This window comes from Bartonella sp. AU15XJBT, assembly GCF_028618615.1.
Taxonomy (GTDB): Bacteria; Pseudomonadota; Alphaproteobacteria; order Rhizobiales; family Rhizobiaceae; genus Bartonella.
The window spans coordinates 1-24736 of sequence record NZ_JAQITG010000022.1 but is presented as its reverse complement, the minus strand read 5'-3'; the positions used below and the strand labels follow the sequence as shown (position 1 = coordinate 24736).

12 protein-coding genes and 3 pseudogenes are annotated in these 24736 nt (G+C 37.5%); 4 read left to right on the top strand and 11 right to left on the bottom strand.

All coding sequences use genetic code 11. The features are described from left to right. Positions 1–71: 71 nt before the first annotated feature. The 5 genes and pseudogenes from PVV57_RS08130 to PVV57_RS08110 all read right to left on the bottom strand — a co-directional run bounded on the left by PVV57_RS08130 (position 72) and on the right by PVV57_RS08110 (position 9658). Positions 72–4991: a type ISP restriction/modification enzyme gene (locus PVV57_RS08130; protein WP_273783841.1), complete on the bottom strand. Its 4920-nt coding sequence runs from the start codon at positions 4989–4991 to the stop codon at positions 72–74. Positions 4992–5524: 533 nt separating this feature from the next. After that, positions 5525–7141, bottom strand: a pseudogene (locus tag PVV57_RS08125) (YfjI family protein). After that, entirely contained in the window at positions 7138–7983 is an 846-nt protein-coding gene (locus tag PVV57_RS08120) for a toprim domain-containing protein (RefSeq protein ID WP_273783839.1), read from the bottom strand. The pseudogene PVV57_RS08125 and the gene PVV57_RS08120 overlap by 4 nt, the downstream one beginning before the upstream one ends. A gap of 98 nt (positions 7984–8081) precedes the next feature. After that, on the bottom strand, positions 8082–8282 hold the full coding sequence (locus tag PVV57_RS08115; RefSeq protein WP_007347430.1) for an AlpA family transcriptional regulator: 201 nt from the start codon (positions 8280–8282) through the stop codon (positions 8082–8084). Positions 8283–8491: 209 nt separating this feature from the next. After that, a complete protein-coding gene (locus PVV57_RS08110; RefSeq protein ID WP_273783838.1) occupies positions 8492–9658 on the bottom strand; it encodes a site-specific integrase in 1167 nt (388 codons plus the stop codon). Positions 9659–9834: 176 nt separating this feature from the next. Here PVV57_RS08110 and PVV57_RS08105 point away from each other — a divergent pair. Together PVV57_RS08105 and PVV57_RS08100 are read left to right on the top strand one after the other, a co-directional pair. Then, positions 9835–10596: pseudogene (locus PVV57_RS08105) on the top strand (PBSX family phage terminase large subunit); the annotation flags it as partial. After that, positions 10581–11340, top strand: a pseudogene (locus PVV57_RS08100) (portal protein); the annotation flags it as partial. The pseudogenes PVV57_RS08105 and PVV57_RS08100, both read left to right, overlap by 16 nt. A gap of 157 nt (positions 11341–11497) precedes the next feature. Here the strand turns inward: PVV57_RS08100 and PVV57_RS08095 are convergent. From PVV57_RS08095 to PVV57_RS08070, 6 genes are all read right to left on the bottom strand, one after another. Continuing rightward, positions 11498–11821, bottom strand: coding sequence for a helix-turn-helix domain-containing protein (locus PVV57_RS08095; protein WP_273783837.1), 324 nt, complete (start codon positions 11819–11821; stop codon positions 11498–11500). Position 11822: 1 nt separating this feature from the next. Further along, the gene (locus PVV57_RS08090; RefSeq protein WP_273783835.1) at positions 11823–12173 is read right to left on the bottom strand and encodes a type II toxin-antitoxin system RelE/ParE family toxin; all 351 of its coding nucleotides are present in this window, start codon (positions 12171–12173) and stop codon (positions 11823–11825) included. Positions 12174–12750: 577 nt separating this feature from the next. After that, positions 12751–13530 carry a hypothetical protein gene (locus PVV57_RS08085; RefSeq protein ID WP_273783833.1) on the bottom strand — a complete coding sequence of 260 codons (780 nt, stop codon included), beginning with the start codon at positions 13528–13530 and terminating at the stop codon, positions 12751–12753. A gap of 98 nt (positions 13531–13628) precedes the next feature. Continuing rightward, positions 13629–14318: a hypothetical protein gene (locus PVV57_RS08080; protein ID WP_273783831.1), complete on the bottom strand. Its 690-nt coding sequence runs from the start codon at positions 14316–14318 to the stop codon at positions 13629–13631. Between the two features lie 84 nt (positions 14319–14402). After that, entirely contained in the window at positions 14403–15170 is a 768-nt protein-coding gene (locus PVV57_RS08075; RefSeq protein WP_273783829.1) for a hypothetical protein, read from the bottom strand. A 1548-nt stretch (positions 15171–16718) separates the two neighbouring features. After that, positions 16719–21677, bottom strand: a complete 4959-nt coding sequence (locus tag PVV57_RS08070) for a type ISP restriction/modification enzyme (protein ID WP_273783827.1) — start codon at positions 21675–21677, stop codon at positions 16719–16721. Positions 21678–22475: 798 nt separating this feature from the next. On the opposite strand from PVV57_RS08070, the gene PVV57_RS08065 reads away from it, so the two are divergent. Together PVV57_RS08065 and PVV57_RS08060 are read left to right on the top strand one after the other, a co-directional pair. Continuing rightward, positions 22476–24272 (top strand): ShlB/FhaC/HecB family hemolysin secretion/activation protein, encoded by a 1797-nt coding sequence (locus tag PVV57_RS08065; protein ID WP_273783826.1) that lies wholly within the window; start codon positions 22476–22478, stop codon positions 24270–24272. Between the two features lie 24 nt (positions 24273–24296). After that, on the top strand, positions 24297–24736 hold a 440-nt coding region (locus tag PVV57_RS08060), incomplete at its 3' end, for a hypothetical protein (protein ID WP_273783824.1).

Below are 24736 nucleotides of genomic sequence, written 5' to 3'. Positions count from 1 at the left end.
GTTATTTAAACTAATACATAAGCGGCTTTAATAAGATTAGCATGCCCATTATGTGAGCATGCTTTATAAGTCTATTCAGTTTCTCTAATTTCTAATTTTGGTAGGTTCTTAACAATTTTCATTGTCTCTAAACTTACAGTAATAACCCTTTGAAACAATTCTAATGGATAAGCAGGATTGCCAACGGTTTCAACAGCATAGCGATTGGCATCATTAACAATGCCGCTCTTTTTATCTGTCTTTACACATTGACGCCCCATAACCCATTCAAGAGCGGGTTTGCCATTGACGATATACTCATAAGCCTCAAGAGGGATATCTGTTATTGTGATATTGTTATTATAAATAACAGTTGATTTATCTTTCTCTTTACCTGCTTTTGCGAATTTCATTTCAGTCACGTAATAAAACTTTTCTGGATTAGAGATGTCTGTTTGTTTTGGATTACCCTTTTTAAATGCGACTGGATAAGGCTCTACATCTTCATAATTTATGTGCAAATGACCGAGTTCACGCCCTGCTGTTACGAACTTCCAAAAATCTTCAGCACTCTTTACACACGGGATACGAGGTAATTCTTTAGAGAGGTTATCAGCATAACGGGCACGATAATCTTCCGAATGCAAAATTCCATAAACATAATAAAAGATATCTTCTTTTGTTATATTCTCATTCGGATAAGCTGCTTTAAAATGTGCTAATCCCGCATCTGTAATACCATCACGAACTTTCTTTTTTACATTTGTAGCAAACAAACTCTGGTCATGAGTTTTTTTCTCTTCACAATAGAACATAAGTGGATAGCATTTTGTTGTATCTAATGTGTGATAATTGATTGGTTTATTAGTCATGAGACAGGAAAAATGAGATAGACTTCCTTTACCCGAAATACAAATTCCAAGATTATGCGGAATATCTGAATTAAAAAATTGATGCGTTTGTCCTAGTATCTCATTAAGGAATGGTGATGTATAATGCCACATTGTCATAAACGGGCGATAAAGAACGAGAGCTTTTAGATTTGGTTCAAATTTTGCATCTATTTCTTGCTTCAGTTTGGAACGAAGCCCCCTAGACCATCCAATTTTTGTAGCATCATAATCAATAATTTCTTTTACAGATATAGACGGGTTCTTGGAGATAAGTCGTTTTTGCATATTAAAATATTTGATTGTTTTTTGAATAGATTCATCTAGTGCATCATTCGAAAAATTATAAACCCAAGCATCTCTATTTGATTGTACACCAAGTGAGACTTCTTCAAAAATTTTAGAATCTATAGGGGTACTTTTATCCCCCATAGGTATGAATTGATCAAAATCAGCAACTCTTTGCTTTATCCAATCATGTTTTTCATTAGGCGTAATCTCAATAAACTGTTTGGATTGTATTATTCCTTTTATGCTTTTTAATTTATGTAAGAGATATAATTTCTCCTTTGTAGAAAGGTCATCACCAATATCATGATAGTAAATCTTACACGGTTGTTTTTTATTTGGATTGCGCACAAAAAGAGTTATAACTATTCCACTTTGACTTCCAGAGCCAAAAACATTCCCCCCTTCTTTTGATTGTTCTTTTGATTTTATATTTTTTCGAATATCACCACGAAGATTGATGATATAAATAGCAGAATACTCATTTTGTAAGCATCTTCGCATACCATCCGCAAATATTTTATCTATCCATCCATTTCCAGAAACATAGGCTACAACGCCGCCTTGAGAACTCAAACGATTACTAGCCCATCTAATTGCTTGAATATAACTGTTATAAAGCTCTTTACGGTTAGTACCAACATTCAAACCTGATGCATATGTATTTTTGATGCTATCATTAAGAGTATCATAATGGACGTTTGGATTATTATCATTAGCACTTTTTTGACCTGTTGAATAAGGAGGGTTGCCAACAATAACTTGGATATCTGCTTCCTGCTGTTTTTTACACCGCTCTGAATTCTCAAACATATAGCGTGTAAAAAAATCTTTTTCCTCTAACATCAGAAACGTATCAGTTAAACAAATTCCTTCAAAGGGAATATAATCTCCTTTCATCAAACTATGATAGGTTGATTCAATGTTAATGGCAGCTATGTAATAAGCTAGCAAGACAATTTCATTGGCTTTGATTTCATTTCGGAACTTATATTCCATATCCTCTGGTTTGATCAGTCCAGATTGTAAAAGTCGTGTAATAAAGGTACCCGTTCCAGTAAAAGGGTCAAGAATAGAGACGCCTCGAGAACTTAAGCTTTGTCCAAACTCTTGCTCTAAAACATCATTGACGGAATGTAAGATAAAATCAACTATTTCAATAGGTGTATAAACAATCCCAAGCTTATCTGTTGTCTTTTTGAATGCTTTGGTAAAAAAATCTTCGTAAAGTTTGATAATAAGATTCTGTTTTGCTCGCGTCTCAATAATCTCCTCTGTATCATCCTTTATACTTTGATAAAACTTTTCAAGATCTTTGGCTTCGTCTTTGATATTCATCTTATCAAGTTCTCTTAAGATCTGTTCCATCGCTTGCGAGATGGCGTTTTTACTCACAAACTCATTTCCATCAAACAAGGATTCAAAAATAGGTCGTGTCACAAGGTGTTGCGCCAACATCTCGAGTGCATCCTCTTGTTCGATACTGTCATTTAAACCGTTCTTTAATTCTTTATGAAAGGCATGAAAGGCGCGATAAGCTTCACTCTTTTTATCAGCGAGTATGCTTTTAAGACGAATAATATGATTTTGTGCAATTGCAGCTACATTGCCAGCCCAATTTCCCCACTGATTAGGCTCTCCACATTTTTTGACAATGATGGGCTTAATAGCACGCGATAATTCATCAACATAAAACTCGAATTCTTTTTGTCCTCCATATTTATAAGAGCTTTCACTTGCTACTGAACCAATATGAAGCCCAACACTTTCCGATTTTGCGTGGAAAGAGAGTTCGTCAACAACAGCGGTCATTGCTTGTAAAGCAGGGTCAAAAGTGACCCCTACAATCTCAAACACATGACGAACATTTTGGTCTAGCTCTAAGGCTTTTATTTTGTTTTTAAAGTTGTCATCATGAGCACGCAAAGCATTGAGAACTTGCCAGATGACATCATACTTCGTATTGTTTTCTAAAGCCTGTTGTGGTGGAATATTAAAGGGAATACCAACGGGTAAAATAATATAGCCTGTTGTTTTACCTTCTGCGCGACGCATCACGCGCCCCACCGCCTGTATCACATCCACATGACTTTTACGCGGGTGTAAAAACATAACCGCATCAAGAGCAGGGACATCGACTCCTTCAGAGAGACAGCGGACATTGGTTAACACACGGCAGTTATTCTCATCTGTATCTTCTTTAAGCCAATCAAGTAATTTATTACGATTTTTGCCATTAAAAGATCCATCAATGTGCTTAACATCAAAGATAAGAGAAGTCTTACTTTCGGGAACAAATTTATGATATTCATCAATGGCATCATTGAATAGTTCGCTAACTAGTTGAGACGTCTTGATATTTTTACAAAAAGCCAGAGAACGACGCATAGGTTTTATGCCATCTTCTTCTTTCTTTTCTATTTGGGAAAGTGCTTTGTAGCAGCCAATGATTTTGGTTGTATCATCAAGGATAAGTTCGGAATTTTTATCTTTAAGGCGTTTCTGAATCGTTGCGTTAATAATTGCTTCATCAACAGCCAAGACGATAACTTTATAGGGTGTTAAAAGTTTATCTTTTAGAGCTTTTGAAAAAGTATAAGTGTAAAGATTTTTTCCATAGAGCTCTTCATCATCCATGGACGCCAGAACAGCATCAGATGCGTCAGCCTTCTTTTTCAGCTTGTCGGTAAAGATCTTAGGGGTTGCCGTCATGTACAGACGTTTTTTGCTCCGAATGATGCTGTTATCATGAACCTTGATAAATTCAGATTCACGCTTGTCTGTTCCTAACACAGCTCCAGTGGTACGGTGTGCTTCATCACAGATGATCAGATCAAATTCGGGTAAATCATACTTTTTTTGCGCATCCGAAATCACTTGGATTGAATGGTAAGTAGAAAAGACCACAGTCATTACATCAAGAGAAGTTTTATTGGCTTTACGCGCAAGCTCTTTGGCATCGGTAGTAGCCGGTAAAACAAGGTCTGATGCATCGAGACCAGCTTCATCATCATTTTTATTATTCTTACGACGCTTTCCCACTTGTGTATCCGAACACACAGCAAAGGAACGCAAAGGCACTTCTGTATCTTCTGTCCATTCACGGATTGTTTGAGAGATAAGAGCAAGAGAGGGCACTAGAAACAATACACGCTTGCCAGTTCCTGCTATGGTTTCTGCTATCTTAAGACTGGTGAAGGTTTTACCCGTACCACATGCCATAATCAGCTTGCCACGGTCTGCTTCTTTTAAACCCTCACAGACTTTCTCAAGGGCTTCTTTCTGATGATCTAAAAGCTTTTTCTTTGGTTTCTCTTTAAGGACGGCTTGTCCTTGTTCTTTATAAGCGCCCCAATCAATTTGACTGCTTTCCAAATCAAAAAGGTTAATACGTTGAATACGAACCTCTTGTCCTTCACAAGTCAGTTCAACATTGTCACTCCAATCTGTTTCGGTGCTATCAACCAGTATGCGACGGGTGAAGATTTTTTTGCCCGAGGCAGCGATAAAGCTATCAATATCTTCTTTTTTAATTATGTGAGAAGCGTCATAGCATTTACATTGAATAGCCGCATAACCACCTTCATCACGGATTGTAGCCACCAGATCAATCCCAATATCCGTTCCATCTTCATCATGCTCTTTCGCCCATTCATAATAGGTTTGAACCTTTTCGTATTCTTGCTTTTGCAACGGGTCTTCAGCTAAATAAACCTTTACAAGGTTTTCAAACATGGTTCCTAATTCACGGGGTGATTTTGATTGTTCGCGATAATATTCCAACAGAGAGCGTAAAGTGACTTGTTCATTATCAGAGTTAACAGATTGCAGCATATTGTAATAAAAATCCCTTGCCTTAAGAGATGATCAATAACCATCAAAAGAATCAAAACGAATTCAATCAAATGCACTTAAAGCAAATATCGATAAAAATGGGAAAAAACTGATAAAAAAAGCGGATATTTTTTCAAAAGGGGTTTTTAAAGGTTGTTTATCAACAGCCCATGACACGGAATAAGATCAGCAAAATAGTGAAATTTGCTATTCGTTTTATGATAAAAAAGACAAATGAACTATGTGCTTTTAAGATATCAAAGTAAGTATTTTGATAAGTTTTATAGAGAGGTTTTGTAGGTTCTTACCCCCCCCCCAAAACCCCTACAAAACCCCTTTTTATATATATTATAGATTGTATTTAATATAGGCTGTTTCTTTAAAACGTTAACATATTGAAATATAATAACTTTTATTTCTAATTAAAAAAATAAAATAATACCTATAAAAAGCACCCCCAAAACTCATAATGGGGAGTGCTTTGAAGAGTTCACTGTTATATTGTTAATGTTCTATAAGATTTCCAAATTGCCTCAGTGTGATGTTTTATGGCTTGTCACTAAGGGATTCCATTCATAGCGTATGGTAGGTCGACCGCCTTGTGAGCTCTTGTCTCCAGAGATTTCACGTATATAGTTACAACGGCATAAAAGCTCTAAAGCTTGCTTAACGGCTCCATTATCTTTGAAACATTTCCAATCACGTTTATAAATATCCCTTGTTGTAAAAACATCGGGTAAACAATCACAACGTTCGACAATTAATTTTGCCCCCTCTGTTGCTAAGCTATCCGCCGCCGCATAAAGCCTTTTGACATGACTTAACAAATATTTTTCCCATCGCAAGGCTATTTCAAGGGCATCTCTATTGATTTCAAAACGCCCACCATCAGCCAGTTCAAAAATCAATGCAAGGGTTGGTATGGTTTGATTCATTTTCAAAAGATGTGCTTTTAAACTTGATGAGAAATGACCATTCTTTATTCTTTTCTGAAAATCTTCCCACCATTTACGAAAGATCTCTTGGGCTTCGGCAGAAAAGCGTATGGTTATCGGATATTTTGGTGATCCAAACGGTTTATCATAAAGAGAACGAAAAACCCCTTGATAACTTTCCCATGCCTTTTGATTAGGAGGTCTATCAACCCATAACTGCTCTTGTCATTCATCGGGAAAGATCAGCATTTGAAACCGTTGCATAAGACCATCATCGTTTATTCCACGGTGCATGTCTTGAATAATGGGAATAATACGTGCAGGTTGAATACCCCCTATAATAGAGACAGTTGCATTGGGAATAAAAATGGTTCCCCGCCCTATACGGTCATAGGTGTATGACTTATTGCCATTAAAAGCTGTTAGATAGAAAGAACGGTCTGATTGATATTCCTTTCTTTCCAAATTGGCTAAAAAACCAGCCAGTTCATCACGCACCAACAAGAGACCACGGGGGTTTTCTTTTAAGAGTTCCCCAAGCTTTTCGACAGTCACATCATTGACGATAAGACGTCGTTTTATAGAACTATCATCTTCCTCACTTTCTTTGTGTTCAAGAGTTTGTGAAAGAAGAGCAAGGGCTTGTTCTTCATCTTGATCTTTGAGTGCTTTATAGGCTTGTTTTTTCTTTTCTCGTTTATCTAATTCACTAAGAATCTCTTTTGTTTCTTGCTGTTTTTTCTTCTTTACCCACTCTTGATGCCATTCCTCTTGAAAGGCATAAAGAGGTTCTAAAGCAGCGTCCATGCTACCTGTTTTCATGGTCGAAGGTTCCCCCACAATGACACCCCAGAGATTAGGAACAATTTTCCAATTGGCATGTTGTTTTGGTGCAACCCGCACGCCATTGCCAATGACAGCAGCCAAGGCACAGAGAGCAGAGATAGCAATAAAATCCATAGGGGCTTGTTGGCTATCCGCAACGTCATAAACATAGTTCATTAATGGCGTTGGCAACTGTAATAAGCTAAAAGGCTCGACGGGTAAGAGAGCCGCCGTGATAGGCTTTATTTCGCCCCAACCATTTTGTTGCAATGCTTGTTTATAAGGAATGGCTTCTAAACAAGTCTTATCATTTAAAAAAGCATTATCGTTATCATTGAATGAAACATTTTGATTGTTGGTATCGACAATATTGTTGTTATTCTCTCTCATTTATTTATACCTTTCAGTATCAAAACATCATTGAAATCTAGACCGTAGGGGGCTTGCATGATAAAGACCTCAAAGTCTTGGCTATAAGCACGCTTTGCTAGGGTAAAACCTGCTTTACGACCCGCATCATCCCCAACCATTGCGATTGTCAGACGTCCTTTTATCGGGGGTAAATTCACACGCATCATGCCACTGGTGGAAAGAGATGCCCATAAATTAACGGGCTCTGATAATAAACCAGACAGTAGAGACAGACCGGTTTCAATGCCTTCACAAATAACCAGATGTTTTGAATTTTCTTGACTTAAATACACAGCACCGCCCATAACAGACCCCAACATGGCTTTGGCTGGTTTCTGATCTGCTTTGCAGCCATTGGTTTGTAAAAAGGTTCTATGAATGGCAAAGGAACCAGCCTCCTTAACAAGCGCTACCAACGCGGGCAATGTCATTCCTAAAGGGTGTGGACATTTGTCATGAAAGCGTAAATCAGCAGGCAATTCACATGTGATCCCCCGCATGCGTAAATAGGTTTCTGCTTTCTGTTTTACTCGTTTGAGATCAGCACAAAACTGTTTTGAGAAAGAGATCTTATGATCATAAGCTTTATCAAAAAAGGCTTGTTTCCCAAGCAAGCCAATTCTAATAAGCGCTTGTATGTTTTCTCTAAAAGAGCAGCCAGCATAACAATAGAGTAAGATACGCCCATCATGTCCATTGGCAAGGGATAAGCTAGGCAGCCTATCATCATGAGCAGGGCAACGGGCTGTTCCATAACGCCCATGCCAAACTCCCGGCACAGCACGTGTAATACCCCGCGCATTCTTAAAAGAACACATCATTTTAAATCCTATAACGTTGCGTCACAGGACGGATTGTGCTATCTCTAGATTGATGAGTTTGAGAAAGCCTTGTCCGTCCTTACGTGACAAGGTTTTTTTTATGCCACGTCGTTATAACGTTGCTGTTTCGCTTGCTCGATTACATTCAAGAGATCCGACTGTAACCAACGGGATAAAAAACCAAATTTTAAGGGTTTTGGGAGAGAGCCATTGGTGACATGACGGCGGAAAGTTGAGACACTCATATGAAGCAATTTTGCACTTTCACGGTCTGTTAAAAGAATATCATTTTCTGTCATTCTAAAATCCTTTCATTCTCAAAAAATAGAAACAAATCATGCCTATTTATTAAACACATTTTGGTTCATTTTTGAAGGTATTTTATTTATAAAAAACAATATTTTATCATATAAATTCTCATGTGATAAATTATGAGTCTTATTGAGAGAGAATGAGAGAGAAGAGAGCTAAAGTTATCAACAGATAATGGGGTTATGCACCCCATATCTTAAGATTGACCGGTGACATAAGCCGCCCATTTATCCATATAGACACGGCGCTGTTCTAGATAGTCAGTCCGACGATAGGCACGCTCTACTTTCCCCCCAACTGTATGACTTAGAATAGTTTCAGCGACCTCATAAGGGGCATCGGTTGTTTCAGCAAGCCAATTGCGTAAACTAGAACGAAAACCATGGGGGCAGGCTTCAAGGTTATTGTCTCTCATATACTTTGACATAACCATAGGTGAAATAGGAGCCCGACTAGAAAAAGAAAAGATGAAATTACTTTTAGAGATACAACGGGCTTGTTCTATCACTTTCATTGCCTCTGATGATAAGGGAACGCGAAATTCTGTTGTAGCATCGCGCTTTCCTTTCATATTTTCAGCAGGTATGATCCATATATCTCCATCAATCTGATCTTCACGAATATGACGCAAGGGATTGGTACGAACCCCTGTAAGGATAAGCAAACGCAAAGCCAGTTGTGTGGGGTTTGTTGTTTGGCAAAGCGTTTTATAAAAAGCGGGAACATCTTTCCAATCCATTGCAGGTAAGTTTTTGATTTTATGGCGTTGTTTTCCTAAGAGAGCTTGTGCTTTTGTTACTGCTTGTAAATCAACATCCAAACCCAAAGCAGCCGCATGTTTGAGACAAAGATTGAGACGAATGAGAGCTCTACGCGCTGTAACAGCTTTTGTATGCCAGATAGGGGCAATAGTGTTGCGTATCTCTGTTTGGGTAATCTCAGAAACCGGCAGACAACCTAATTTAGGGAGAATATGAAGGCGTAATGGTAAAAACCAATCTCCATCTTTACCATCATTCTTGAGTTCAGCTTTACGAGTTTCAAAAGCATCCACGGCAATATCTTTTAAATAATGGAGATTGCTTATTGCTTCACGCTTTTGTTTATTGCGTTCTTTAATAGGGTCACGACCCTCACGTAAAACAGAACGCCACCCAGTTGCCAATTCACGGGCTTGTTTTAAAGAAACATCTCTTAAAGCACCCAATCCCATTTCACGACGACGTCCGTGAATAGTATAACGGTAAATCCATTGAGCACCTCCATCTTTACGCTTATGAAGAAGCAAGCCGGCATCATCATTATATTTGCCAGCCCCCAATGTTGCGACAGATCTTGCATTAAGACGGTTCATAAGAGCCATTTTTTAATCCTTTCTTATACAAATTTTATCCACACACTCATCCCACTTGTTATGTGCAAATGAGTGGTTTTGATTGATTCAAGATAAGCAGGTTTGAAATGAGAGAATCCTACGTTATTCGAGACTCTCATTCAATATGCAAAGCAGTAAATTATCATTATAAATCAATATCTTGAACAGATAATCCGAAATTTCCAAAGATCTTGAATGAAGCACGGCTTGATGATTTGAGAAACCGCCCCGAGACTTATAAGCATATATGGGAAGGGGCTTATCTTACAGCGGTTCAAGGGGCTTATTATCAAAAAGAGATGTTGGCAGCTGAGCAGGAGGGGCGGATAGGGCGTGTTGCACGTGATCCATTGATGCAGATACGCGCCTTTTGGGATATTGGGGGCACGGGCGCTAAGGCAGATGCAACAGCGATTTGGATAGCGCAATTTATTGGCAGAGAGATCAGAGTGCTGGATTATTACGAGGCACAAGGACAGCCGTTATCAGAACATATCGGTTGGTTGCGTCACAATGGCTATGAGAAGGCATTGATGGTTTTACCCCATGATGGTGCGACCAGAGACCGTGTGCATAATGTGAGTTTTGAGAGTGCTTTAAATGATGCGGGTTTTGAAACGCAAGTGATACCAAATCAAGGGGCTGGTGCTGTCAAAATGCGAATAGAGGCAGTGCGACGTATTTTGCCTTCAGTTTGGTTCAATGAGGAGACGACCGTAGCAGGACGTAAGGCACTGAATTGGTATCATGAGAAATGGGATGAGAAGCGTAATATTGGTTTGGGAGCAGAGCATGATTGGTCCAGTCATGGTGCGGATGCCTTTGGATTGATGTGTGTGGGTTATGAACAGCCAATGCAGAAACAGAAGAGACCAGCTTATAGCGGTAGAGAAACTTATGAAAGCACGTCATGGATGGCAGAATGATGCATGATGAAGAGCATTTAGACAAAGAAATTAACGCATCAGATTTGTCAACAGAAGGCTTGTTTCGCAAGTTAGTCAATTGGTACAAAGAAGATGTTGAGCATGTGAACAAATGGCGTGAGCATGCAAGGGAGGATTTCCAATTTTACAATGGTGATCAGTGGAATGAAGCAGATTTAACGGCATTAAAAGAACAACGCCGCCCCGTTATGACCTTTAATCGCATTGCACCACTTGTGAATGCAGTTGTGGGTTCAGAACGCAATAATAAGCGCGAAGTGCAATTTATTCCCCGTCAAATAGGCAAAGCATTGCCAAGTGAATTGCTTACGGGAGCAGCGGAATGGTTTCGCGATACGGCACATGCGGAATATGCGGATTCTGATGCTTTCCAAGATGCTGTCATCTGCGGAATGGGGTGGACCGATACGCGGCTTGATTATGAGAATAGTCTTGATGGTGAGCCCGTTATTACGCGTTTAGATCCCTTGAAAATGGTTTGGGATAGTGCGGCAGTGCAACCGAATTTAACCGATGCACAACGCATGTGGTATGTAGATCGCAAGCCCTTGGAAGTTGCCAAGCAAATGTTTCCAAAAGCCCATTGGAGTGAACTGAGTGCGGATTGGGCGAGAGATGGCGTTGCTTATGAAGGCATTCATCATAACGATCTTGAAGCGTATAATGATGAGAAGGGCATTGATGTTGAAAACGGTCGACGGATGGTCACGCTTGTTGAAGGACATTATAAACAAAAATACAATAAAGTCAATAGTTTGTTTGTAATTATTTTATATGAATCCACTCAAGAATCCACACTTTTATACGTGATTCATTTGACTATTTTTTATATAAGATTGCCATGCATGAATAGATCCAAAAAAGCTAATCATAAAGAAGTTTAAGAAGAAAAAACAACTTCAAAATGTCCTTCAAGCGTTTTAACTTCTTTCGGATTAACAATAATCTTTATATCGTTTCCCAATTTTGCCAAACACTCAAGCATTTTCATTTCACTAATTCCTCGAAATTCTCCACTTAAGAGTTTAGACAGTTTTGGTTGAGTCATTTTCAAAAGTTGACTAGCCTGTTTTTGTGTTAAGTTTTTTTCTTTCAGAATTTGACTAATCTTATGAGTAAGTTGCGCTTTGATAAGCATCTCTCTGGAATCTGAAAAGCCAAGATCCGCATAAACATTGGAACTACCGTGAAAAACATTGATCATTTTAATTCCCTTCTAATTGTTCTACTAACTTGAGACGTTCTTTAATCAGATTAATGTCTGGTTTTGGTGTTGCAATGCCACGGGTCGATTTTTTCTGAAAACAATGCAACACATAAAGAGATTTTTTATATTGTATCGTATAAACAGCGCGATAAGTTCCTTGAATATCGCGTTCAATAATTTCTAGAACATTGGCAGATCCAAACCCCTTGAGAACCTTAACATTTTCTCCTCTATCTCCTATCTGAGCAAGATAAAGAGCATAACCAATCCTTTGTTGAATAAGATCAGGAAGACTTTTTATATCTTTGAGTGAAGACCCAAGCCATATGATACGTTTTATTTTACTCATGATTATTAATATACCCATATGGGTATATTTTCAAGTGGTTATTCTAATTTTGTGATTTTTTAATAACTATTATTAATAAAATTGACTTGATAAAAATGGTAACAAAAAACCATAATTGTTTATTTATCTTATGAAAAGCTGCTTTGTAAAAACCAACGCTTCCAAATGTAAAAAGAACGTTTTTTGCAGATATTTATTGAATATGCATTTGCTTTTGATTGGATTGTTAAAGCTACCGAGCATTTTGATTTGTTTGATACGTTTGATAGCCATAACAAGCGTTTATAGGCTCTGTAATTCAAATGAGTGAGTAAAAATCAAACGCATCATTTACATTCCTTTTGATAAGTTTTCATATCTCTCATAGAGCGCTTGCAATATGATACGTTTTGTATATATGCATTCATTACTCCATTGTGGATGATTCATTTTAATCAATAAGAAACGCTATTTGAAAGCCGCGTCATATCATTTGGCACGGCTTTTTTTTATTTTACTCTCTTTTTTATGATATGTTTATAGCAATGCATTTTATATGCGTTTATAACCATAAAGAATGCACGCCCCATGCGTGTTTTTATTCTGTTTTATCAGTTATATTGACAACATTATCCCTTTCATAAACCTCACAATTTTTTGGAACCAACCTTACTTTGCTTTTTTTATTGATTTTTGCATTGCCATAAGCACGCCCCCAGATCGTTGCACAATATGAGATTTTAGCATTGCCATAAACAGAGCCATAAATCTCACAAGAGCCACTCACACAAGCATTCCCATAAACCTTGCCATAAATCTTTGCACGACCATTAATAACAGCATAATTATAAATTTTTGCATGGCTATAAATACAAGCCAAGCCAGAAACCTTGGCATGACCATAAACGCGTGCATAACTAAAAACCGTAGCATCATAAGAAACATGCGCATGGTCATAAATATGAGCATCAGCAAGAACGCGGGCACTACCATTCACATGAGCATACCCATAAATATTGCCATAAACATGAGCATTGCCATAGACAAAAGCATGGTCATAAACTTTAGCATATTGAGAGATAAAAGCTTTTCCATAGACCTCAGCATTGCCATAAACTTGACCACAGACTTGAGAAAAATGGCGTATTTTTGCATTTTCATACACTCTTGCATGACCATAGACACAAGCCTCATCATACACCCAGCAATTACCATCATGGGATAGGTTAACTTCCTTTTCAATAAAGCCGCCTAAAGACCCCGCCTGTACATCATCGAAATCTTTTAAAGCTTTAATGCGATAAAGGTTTATAATATTTCGAGTAAGAGCATGTTTGATTTTTTTGATTTCACTGGTTAATTCGTATTTTTTGCACATAGAGATACCCTCACAATTTAATGTGATAAACATTTGATAAAATTTGAAATGGAAAAATTGGGTTGGAAAGCAGGCGCCCCCGCCGCGCCCGCGCGTCTTTACGCAGCGTTATTTTCAATAATCTTTACAACGGTATCGTTTTCATAAATTTCACAATCTTCAGGAATTCCATATGCATAATAAAAGTTTTGTTTGACATATGAATAACCATCTCTTTTTAACCTTGCATTGCCATGTACCAAACCTCTAATGGTGTGATAACCAGTCACTTTTGCATTCCCATAAACAGAACCATAGACCTTAACATACCCACCCACGCTAGCATTGCCATAAACCTTGCCATAAATTTTTGAAGAGCTACTTACAACAGCATGATCATAAACCTCAGCCTTGCTATAAATGCGTGCACTTCCTGTTAATTTTGCATTCCCATAAACCCTTGCATATTGATAAACCCACACCTTATCAGAAAGATGCGCATTATCATAAACATGAGCTCCAAAATACACGCGGGTTTTATCATATACATGCGCATTGCCATAAACAAAACCACCAATGACAGCGTTGCCATATACCCTTGCATTTTCATAAACACGACCAGATTTTACAACACAAGCATTATCATAAACCCAGCAATTGCCATCATGAGAAAGGTTATCTTCCTTTTCAATAAAGCCCCCTAAAGTACCTGCTTTAACATCAGCAAAGTCTTTTAATGCTTTAATGCGATAAAGGGTATGATTATTAATTACACGCGTTTCATTTGTGAGTGCAAACTTCTTTTGCATGAGCACAATTCCTTTATAAAAAGATTTGAATTTTAGAATGAAATGTTTAAAGGGGGGCGCCCCCGCCGCGCCCGCGCGTGTCATTTACGCAGCATCACTTTCATATTCGCTGTCATTATCATCGTCATAATACCCTTCAAAATCAGCATAATACTCATGACGATAATAATCATCTTCGCTACCAAACTCAGGATATGCATCATCACAGATATCTTCATTAGCTGTTAAAGAGGCATTGCTATGAATATATGAAGAACCAGAGATAAGAGCATCACAAATAACGGCATCATCAAAAACACGCGATTCATCACAAATGTAAGCAGAGCCACTTATTTTTGCATTGCCTCCGACATGAGCATCATCACAAATGACAGCATTATCGGAAATATGAGCATGATCAGTGACACGGGCGTTATCATAAATTTGTGCATTGCCTTCAATTACAACGGCGTTGTTAGCATGCGCATTGCCTGAAAGTTTTGCATTGTCCTTTAATGTCATACCTTCAAAAATAGCATTTCCATAAATTTGAGCATTACCATAGACATCAACAAAAAAGCTTTTTACTTTAGCATTTCCAAAGACGCGTGCATTTTGAAAGACCCGTGCTTTATTATAAACCCAGCAATTGCCCTCATGAGATAAGTTGCTTTCATTTTCAATATACCCCCCTAAATCGCCTTTTTTGACATCATCAAAATCTCTTAAGGCTCTAATTCGAGTTAAGAAATGACCATCGATATATTCACAATCATCAATAAATTCGTATTTTTTTGCAGGATTTTGTTTATTAACAAGCACAGTTTCATTTGAAATAGAAGAGATAACGGGGGAGGTGTTTGAATTTGTCATTTTAAATTCTTTCTAATCATAAAAGGTTTCTATTGACCCCCTAATGGGCGTCGGGCGCTAGAAACACGGTGATTAGTCCGCTGTATGCTTTCCCCTTGAAAGGGTATTGTATGGCATAACCACACCCGACAAAATTCTCATATACTAACAAAAGCATAAAAGAAAGTCAGTATTTTAAAGGCATGGGAGAGGCTGTTTCGTAACCTATCCGCTAATCACTAAGTGTTTCTATCACTTGATTATTTATATAACAAAATACGTATTTATTGTCAAACAATATTTTATCTTTTTTGTATTTTTTTAATACGTTGTGTATTGATAATATCTTATGCTTATTAATTGCTTCTTTTATATTTATGTGCTTTTAAAGCTATATTATAGGTTTTATGAAACGATTGCGTTATTTTCTGAATCTATACATTTATAATATTTAGAAACGCTCTCATAATGCGTATTTTAAACTTTATAACCTATCAATTTTTTCACTAAATGGCTTTTAAGATTTCTGTTAATTTCTTTTAATAACACATTTTAGACTTAACAGCCTTTATAGGGACTGTCTTTATAACAAATGCTTTCATTTGCATTTTTGCTTTCTCTATAGCTGTTATGTTCTTTATAGCCATGGCATCATTTTTCAGTTTCATAAGAGAAATGATAAATAGGATATATGATAATTGTGATTTATAGACCATTATGAAAACACTTATGAAAACATCTCAATAGAAACTGATCATTATAGAGATGAGCAAAATCCCTTTTAATAAACTTTTGTCAGTCTTGTCAGTTCTTTTTAGAACCTATATCATTTTTTTTAAATGAGAGAAAATTAAAAACATTATATTTCAATAAGTTAAGTTTTATGATTTTTTCAAAATACAACTTATTAAAACAGCCATAACAAATAAATACAACTGTAAATATATATTTGTCAGTTTATGTCAGTACATTGAATCGACAAAAGTGATCATTTAGTGAATGATTAAAACATGTCTTATGAGAGTATGTGATCTTTTAAAGCCTTTCAAAAGAAAGGGATTATAATCATAATAAATGCTATCAAGACCATTATGGTTATGAGTTTTGGAGGTGCTTTTTACGCCCCCCTTTACATATTTTTCAATAAAAAATAAAAGTCATTATATTTCAATATGTTATTTTTTATCAATTTTTCAAAAAAACAACCTATATCAAAATACAACCTGTAAATTCAACTAATGCTCTATGTTTTGTAGTTTTTTTTGGGGGGGGGTAGAAACATTCAAAACCTATAAGTAATATAAGAAAATGAATATACATAACCCTCTTTAAATAAAGCTTCTGATAACAATAAAGCTATCATTTTAGATTACGGTTTAATCTTTTAAAGGCAATGTAAATAAGAGTATCTAAAAGTGCAAGTTTCTTCTTTTTAAATAACGCATGATAAATTATCCTTTTAAAGATTGTATGTCAGCAATTTATAAAAGGGATATAAGAACCTATAGGTATAAAACCTTATACCCCTTATGAGTTTATCATACCCATTATGTGAGCATGCTTTATAAGTTATTCAGTTTCTCTTATTTCCAATTTTGGTAGTTTTTTTACGATTTTCATTGTTTCTAAACTTACGGTAATAACCTTTTGAAATAACTCTAGAGGGTAGGCAGGGTTGCCAACGGTTTCAACAGCATAGCGATTAGCATCATTAACAATGCCACTCTTTTTATCAATCTTTACACATTGACGCCCCATAACCCATTCAAGAGCAGGCTTGCCATTAACGATATACGCATAAGCTTCAAGAGGGATATCTGTCATGATGATATTGCTATTATAAATAACAGTGGTTTTATCCTTTTCTTTACTATCCTTAATTTTTGCGAATTTCATTTCAGTTACATAATAAAACTTTTCTGGATTAGAGATCTCTGTAACTTTTGGATTACCCTTTTTAAAGGTCACTGGATACGGCTCTACAGTTTCATAGTTTACGTGCAAATGACCCAGTTCACGCCCTGCTGTTACAAACTTCCAAAAATCATCAGCACTCTTTACACAAGGGATACGAGGCAATTCTTTGCATAAATTATCAGCATAACGGGCGCGATAATCTTCCGAATGCAAAAGACCGTAAACATAATAGAATAGATCATCTTTTGTTATGGTTTCATTAGGATAAGCTGCTTTAAAATGTGCTAATCCCGCATCTGTAATGGCATCACGGCGTTGTAAATCAGCATTGTTGCTTTTTTCTATAGAATTCGTAAATAAATGTGACTGGTTATTATCTTTAGATTTTAAGGAGGTAATATCTTCATAAAAGTATCTTGGAAAGCATTGACCTGTATCTATTGCGTGAAGGTTAGGTAAATCCTTACTCATCAAAACAGAAAATCCACTTCTTGCTCCTACGCCTGTAACTTGTATTACCTTATTTTTTACCGCTTTCCCTATAGAGAATTGTAAAACTCTCTCATTAAAAATGCGATTGTAATAAAGCCACTGTTGTGTAAAAGGGCGATAGAGGCTTTGAATAAGGTATTTATCTTCAAATTCGAAAATCTTTCCACTAATTAATTGTTGTTTAAGAGAACGACTCCAACTGATTTTTTTAGCATCTGAATTTACAAAATTATCTACAATTTTTGTACGTGTTTTACAGTCAGTGTGATAAATATCATTAAAACGTTTCACTTCACTATTATAAAAATTAATCATATTACGCATATTTTTAGCTAAAGCTTCACGGCTTGAGTTATATGCCCACGCATCACGGCTAGTTGAGATACCACAAGAAAACGTTTTAAAGAGCTTTTTATTATGTCCTTTCTTATCTCCTAAAGCTAGGAATGTTTCGAAACTCTCATCACGTTGATGTATCCAATCACCATGCTTATCTGGTGCAATTACTTGCCAGCCCTTTTTATCCGTAATGCCACCAACACTACCAAAACATTCCAGAGCTGTAAGTTTTTCTTTTATCGTACGATTATTACCAATATCATGATAGTAAATTTTACAAGGTCCAATAGCATTGGGATTTTTGATAAACAAGGTTACAGCAATACCAGTCATACTTCCATTGCCGAAAACATTTTCACCTTCTTGAGCAACTCCATTGCTTAACATATTTTTGCGAAGATCTCCTCGTAAATTGAGTACGTAAATACTGCTAAATTCTTTGGCTAAAGATTTTCGTAAACCATCCATTGTAGACTTTTCTATGTAACCAGAACCAGAAACAAAACCGATTACTCCAGCATTATCAATACGATCACTAGCCCAGCGAATGGCACGAATATAATTATCATATAGATTTCGTATAAGATTTGCATTTGACTGAGCGGCATAAGTTTCACGAATGCGGTCATCTAATATCGGATAAGGTGTATTCTTTGCATTATCATTAGCACTTTTTTGACCTGTTGAATAAGGAGGATTTCCAAAGATAACTTCAATATTCATCTTCTTTTGATGTTTTAAATATTCACTGTTTTCTTTAAACAATTCCTGTAGTAAGTTCTTCTCTTCAAGCATCCGAAACGTATCGGTTAAGCCAATATGTTTAAAAGGAATATACTCTCCTTTCATAAGACTATGATACGTCGATTCAATGTTAATCGCTGCTATGTAATAGGCTAAGAGAACAATCTCATTGGCATGGATATCATGACGGAATTTGTATTCCATATCCTCTGGTTTGATCAGTTTAGATTGTAACAGCCGCGTGATAAAAGTACCCGTTCCGGTGAAAGGATCAAGGATAGAGACACCCCGTGATCCCAAGCTTTTTCCAAACTCTTGCTCTAAAACATCATTAACGGAATGAATGATAAAATCAACAACCTCAACGGGCGTGTAAACAATTCCAAGCTTATCCGTGGTTTTCTTAAATGCCTTGGCAAAAAAACTTTCATAAAGCTTGATAATAAGATTCTGTTTTGCATGAGTTTCTGTAATCCCTGCTGTACAGAACATGACACTTTTGTAAAATTGATCAAGATCTTTCGTTTTCTCTTCGATATTTGTTTTATCCAGTTCCGTTAAGATCTTATCCATGGCTTGCGAAATGGCATTGTTCTGTACAAATTCATTACCGTAAAATAAAGCTTCAAACACGGGACGCGTGACAAGATGTTGCGCTAACATCTCAATCGCTTCCTCTTGCTTGATTTCACTGTTGACGTTGTTCTTTAATTCCTTATGGAATGCATCAAAGGCGTGAAAGGCTTCACTCTTTTCATCGGAAATCATATCTTTAAGATGATTGATATGGTTTTGAGCAATCTCAGCAACATTGTTCGCCCATATGCCCCAATAATCCGTGATTTTAAAACTATCCAGAAAAATGGCTTTGACAAAATCAAAAAATTCAGAACGGGGGAATAAGTCTCCTTGTCCTCCAGATACCGATTGAGATTTGCTTTCTGCTGTTCCAATGACACGTCCAGAACTTTCTGTTTTGGATGGTATCGAGATCTCATCAACCGTTGTGGTAAGCTCTTTTAATTCATTGGCACGCTTAATCTCTATAATCTCAATCGTATGGCTGCTATCTTGTCCTAAAGACATCTGATTAATTGTCCGAGCAAGCCTTTCATCATGAGAATGTAAAGCATGCAAAACTTGCCAAACAACACGGTATCTCTTATTGTTTTTTAAAGCCTTTTTGGCTTCTAAGTGTGAAGGAATGATAATAGGTAAAATGATATAGCCCGTTTTTTTATTTGGAGCACGGCGCATCACACGTCCCACCGCCTGTATCACATCCACTTGGCTATTACGCGGGTGTAAAAACATGATGGCATCAAGAGCAGGGACATCAATCCCTTCTGAAAGACACCGAACATTGCTTAAGATCCGACAAACATTTTGACCCGCATCTTCTTTAAGCCAATCCAATTCCTCATTGCGTTTTTTGACGCTTTGCGTTCCGTCAATATGTCTTACTTCACAGTTTAGAAAGGGAACGGTTTGAAGAAAATCATCAATATGAGATTTGATAATTTTATTGAAGAGCTTTGTAATATGTTCAGAGGTGTTGATATCTTTGCAAAAAGCTAAAGCACATTGCATGGGCTCTGTATCATCATCATCAACAGCAGCTTGCTTATCTATTTTGGTAAGGGCTCTATAACAGCCAATAATTTTTGCCGCATCATCTAAATCAATTTCATGGTTTTCATTGGCAATAATCTCTTGTATGGCTGGTGTGATATAGGTTTCATTAATACCCAAGACCACAATCTTGTAAGGAGTTAACAGTTCATTATCGACAGCTTCCGCGAAGGTATAATGATGGAGTTGTTTTCCAAAAAGTGCTTCATCATCCATAGAGGCGAGAACGGCATTAATCTCATCCGCCCGCCTTTTGGCAGTATCACTAAAGATACGCGGCGTTGCTGTCATGTAGAGACGTTTTTTACCACGAATAATGCTGTTATCATGAACCTTGATAAATTCAGATTCATTGTCTTCAGTTCCCAATGAAGCACCAGTGGTACGGTGTGCTTCATCACAGATGATTAAATCAAATTCGGGTAAACCATGCTCTTTTTGTGCATCCGAAATCACTTGGATAGAATGGTAAGTTGAAAAGACCACGGTCATTGCATCTGCTAGGGATTCACAAGCTTCTTTAGCAAGGGCTTGAGCATCCGTGGTAGCAGGGAGAACAAGATCTGATGTTTCCATGCCAACAATATCATCTTGGTTTTTACGACGCTTGCCTACTTTTGTATCCGAACACACCGCAAAGGAACGCAACGGGATTTGTGCATCGGCTGTCCATTCACGGATTGTTTGCGAGACTAAAGCCAGAGAAGGTACCAGAAACAAAACACGCTTGCCTTTCCCAGCAAGGGTTTCTGCTATCTTCAAACTGGTGAAAGTCTTCCCCGTACCACATGCCATAATCAGCTTGCCACGGTCTGCTTCTTTTAAACCTTCACAGACTTTCTTGATGGCTTCTTCTTGATGGGGACGAGGCTCTTTTGTTGATTTCAGAACAACTTCTTTTTTCGTTGCAAATATTTGCCAATCTATCCGACTGTTTTCCATATGACGAAGGTCAATACGATAAACGGGTATCGCTTGTCCTTTAATCATGGCATTCACATTGTCACTTAATTCCACTTCTGTGCTGTCAACGAGAAGTCGATATTTAAAGATGTCTTTTCCAGATGCCGCGATAAAGCTATCAATATCCTTTTTACTGATCTGATGGTCTGCTTGATAAAACTTACATTGAATAGCCACATAGCCCTCTTGATTGCGAAGCTTGGCAACCAGATCAATGCCGATATCATTTTTATTCCAACCTTCACGCTCTTTAGCCCATTCATAATAGCTCTCAACTTTTTCATATCGCCCATAGTGGAGAGGGTCATACATAAGATATTTTGTCACAAAATCTTCAAACACTTTCCCTCGTAGAGTATTTGAAGTTGTCTGTTCACGATAGGATTGTAAAAGGGAGCGTAAAGTGAATTGTTCATTATCAGACTTAATAGATTGCAGCATATTGTAATAAAAATCCCTTGCCTTATGAGATGATTAATAATCATCAAAAGAATCAAAATGAATTTAATTAAATGCATTTAAAGCAAATAACGATAAAAAAGGAAAAAAACTGCTAAAAAAAGCCGATATTTTTATCAAAAGGGGTCTTTAAGGCTGCTTATCAACAGCCCATGACATGGAATAAGATCAGCAAAGTAGTGAAATTTGCTATTCATTTCACGGGTTAATCAAGATAAATGTACTATGGGCTTTAATATATCAGAATGAGTATTTTGATAAGTTTATAGATAGGTTTTGAAGGTGTTTAAAACCCTCAAAATACCTTCAAAACTCCTTTAAATATATATCATAGATTGTATTTACGTGTTGTGTTTAATATAGGTTGTTTGTTTAAAATATTAACCTATTGAAATATAATGACTTTTATTTTTCGATTGAAAAAAATATATAAAGGGGGGTAAAAGGAACCCTCAAAATACTCAAAACCCCTAAAACTCATAGATTAGGCGTCTTTTGAAGGTTCACTCTATGAATGCAAGGGGATATGGTTGAGCAAACTTATCCTTTATATTTATGGGGATATTGATGTATTAACCATTGACGGGCTAAACAGTTTTGTTTAGAGGTTTTTTCATATAAATGTGGGGGAGAGATCTTCAGCAGTTAAAATAAAGCAGTTTTGGGTGTCACTTTTCTTTGGTAACAGAGGCATGTGCTTTTGTTAAAAGCGTCATAGGGCAGTGGCTGTTTTGAGTGGACTTGTTAGAGGTTCCATGAAGTTCTTTTAAACAATGCTTCATGAATAGTGCAAAGCGGGGGCAATCTGTATTGTTTTCTGTATTTTTACGCCAAAGTTCTCTTTTGAGAATTTTTCGTGCCATTGTTGTTTTCTTTGGCTTGTTTACAGGTGTAAGTGTTTATGCGCGCTCTTCAGCTGTTTTTCATTCCCCAACCGATAATTTTTCTCGCCAACAATCTGAGAAACAGCAATTAGAAAGAATTGAGAATTTACGCGCTTTAACGCCTAAAAGGATAAAGACGCCTTCAGAGCAAAATCCAGAAACGCTTTTGGGTGGGAAACAATGTTTTCCCATTCATGCTCTTGTTGTTGAGGGAGTGCATCATGTCAAAAAGCGCTTTATATCAGCCGTAACAGAGCCTTATGTTGGAAGATGTATCGGTCTTGTCGATATTCAGCTCTTAATCAAGAAGTTAACCAAAGTTTATTTGGATCAAGGCTATGTAACGGCGCGTTTTTACATTCCTGATCAAGATATCAAAAACAGCAAGGCGCTCAAATTTGTTGTCGTTGAGGGCAAGCTTTCGGATATTTATTACAATGGTTTACCAGCTTCTTCTCATAATTATGTTGTGTGGAGTGCTTTTCCAGGTTTGGAAGGGCATATTCTGAATATGCGCGATATTGAGCAGGGGCTTGATCAAATCAACAGACTTTTTTCAGGGCACGCTCAAAGCGAACTTCTTCCAGGACGTGAAGAGGGGAGCACCATTGTGAATATTAATAATCAGCCTAGTAAAGCTTTCAAGGTTCGTGTTTCCCATGACAATTTAGGACAATCCTCTACAGGTTATGCGCGTTATAGTGCGGGCTTAAGGGTAGAAAATATTTTAGGGATGAATGATGCGTGGGATTTTAACTATCAACGCAGTGAGCCCGATTATTGGGGTGGGAGCACGCAAGAAGGACATAGCAATAATCTTTCAGCAAGTGTGAGTATCCCCTATGGTTATTGGACCTTTGGTTTAAATGGCACTGTTTATAATTACCAAAGCATAATTCCTGGCAATTTTACCGATATTGAGACGACGGGGGATTCCAGTGAGTTGCACGCCAGTACAAGCAGGGTTCTCTACCGCGATAGTGTTTCACTCACAACACTCAATTTAGGTCTTTCTTATAAAAGAACCAACAACTACCTTTTGGGCAATAAGATAGAGGTCGGCAGTCGTCAATATAGTGTCGCCAATTTTGGCATTTCGCATTCTCGTCAAATGTTAGGGGGAACCTGGACCTTTGATGTCAGTTATTTGCAAGGAGTTCCGCTTTTTCATTCGGTTAAAAAATATGCTCCAGGAGCGGGGGATGGGGAGCCTCAATTTGCAAAATTTACCGGCACACTCAGCGTTATGACGCCTTTTAAGGTTGGTGAGTGGAATTTTCTGTTGAGCAATCTTTTGAGTGGTCAATATTCACCACATAATTTATTGGCTGCAGAGCAGATTTCGTTGGGAGGCACTTCCAATGTTCGTGGCACGCGCGAGAGTTTGATTTTTGGCAATAACGGTTTTTTTATCCGTAATGACCTGTTTCTGCGAACCATTCCATGGAGCAATAATGCGACGTTCAAAAAGACTTTGGGTGAACTTCGCCCTTATGTTGGTTTGGACTATGGTCGTGTTTTTTCGCAAGCTTTGTATGGATTTACGAATGAGCAACTTGCCGGTTGGACAGCAGGCATCAAGCTTGCAGGGGGGATGGTTTCTCTTGATGCCAGTTATTCCAGTATTTTCTGGAGCACAGTTAAGCACAAGAAGTCAGGCACATTTTTTATGACATTGGCAATGGAACTTTAAGCATATTTATTGGGGAGTAAAAGCATGGGACATGAGAAGAGAGAAGAAAGAGCAAAGTTATTAAGCGTTTTAGTTTCTAGTACGATGCTCAAGAAGGTTTTATTTGGGGGGCTTGGTTTTTCTTGTTTGTTAGTCCCTTCAGCCTTACAGGCGCAAATTGCCGTTGATGCAAACGCGAGTGCCACCCATCGCCCTGATATTGTGGCAGCGCCCAATGGGGTTCCTTCCATTGATATTGTTACCCCCAACAGCAGCGGTTTATCGCACAATAAATATAATGATTTTAATATTGGCAATGGAGGTGTGATTTGGAACAATCATGCGCAAGAAGTAGGGCAATCGCAATTGGGGGGCATTATGCCGGGCAATCCGCATTTGCGTGTTACCGGTTCAGCGAAGGTTATTTTAAATGAAGTGACCAGCGTCAAGCGCAGTGCGCTTCATGGTCCAGGAGAGGTTTTTGG

Excerpts from the sequence above, each read along its gene's own strand:
- PVV57_RS08090 (WP_273783835.1), bottom strand. The coding sequence starts at position 12,173 with ATGAGTAAAATAAAACGTATCATATGGCTTGGGTCTTCACTCAAAGAT.
- PVV57_RS08065 (WP_273783826.1), top strand. The coding sequence starts at position 22,476 with ATGAATAGTGCAAAGCGGGGGCAATCTGTATTGTTTTCTGTATTTTTA.
- PVV57_RS08095 (WP_273783837.1), bottom strand. The coding sequence starts at position 11,821 with ATGATCAATGTTTTTCACGGTAGTTCCAATGTTTATGCGGATCTTGGC.
- PVV57_RS08120 (WP_273783839.1), bottom strand. The coding sequence starts at position 7,983 with ATGATGTGTTCTTTTAAGAATGCGCGGGGTATTACACGTGCTGTGCCG.
- PVV57_RS08080 (WP_273783831.1), bottom strand. The coding sequence starts at position 14,318 with ATGCAAAAGAAGTTTGCACTCACAAATGAAACGCGTGTAATTAATAAT.
- PVV57_RS08115 (WP_007347430.1), bottom strand. The coding sequence starts at position 8,282 with ATGACAGAAAATGATATTCTTTTAACAGACCGTGAAAGTGCAAAATTG.
- PVV57_RS08075 (WP_273783829.1), bottom strand. The coding sequence starts at position 15,170 with ATGACAAATTCAAACACCTCCCCCGTTATCTCTTCTATTTCAAATGAA.
- PVV57_RS08085 (WP_273783833.1), bottom strand. The coding sequence starts at position 13,530 with ATGTGCAAAAAATACGAATTAACCAGTGAAATCAAAAAAATCAAACAT.
- PVV57_RS08070 (WP_273783827.1), bottom strand. The coding sequence starts at position 21,677 with ATGCTGCAATCTATTAAGTCTGATAATGAACAATTCACTTTACGCTCC.
- PVV57_RS08110 (WP_273783838.1), bottom strand. The coding sequence starts at position 9,658 with ATGGCTCTTATGAACCGTCTTAATGCAAGATCTGTCGCAACATTGGGG.
- PVV57_RS08130 (WP_273783841.1), bottom strand. The coding sequence starts at position 4,991 with ATGCTGCAATCTGTTAACTCTGATAATGAACAAGTCACTTTACGCTCT.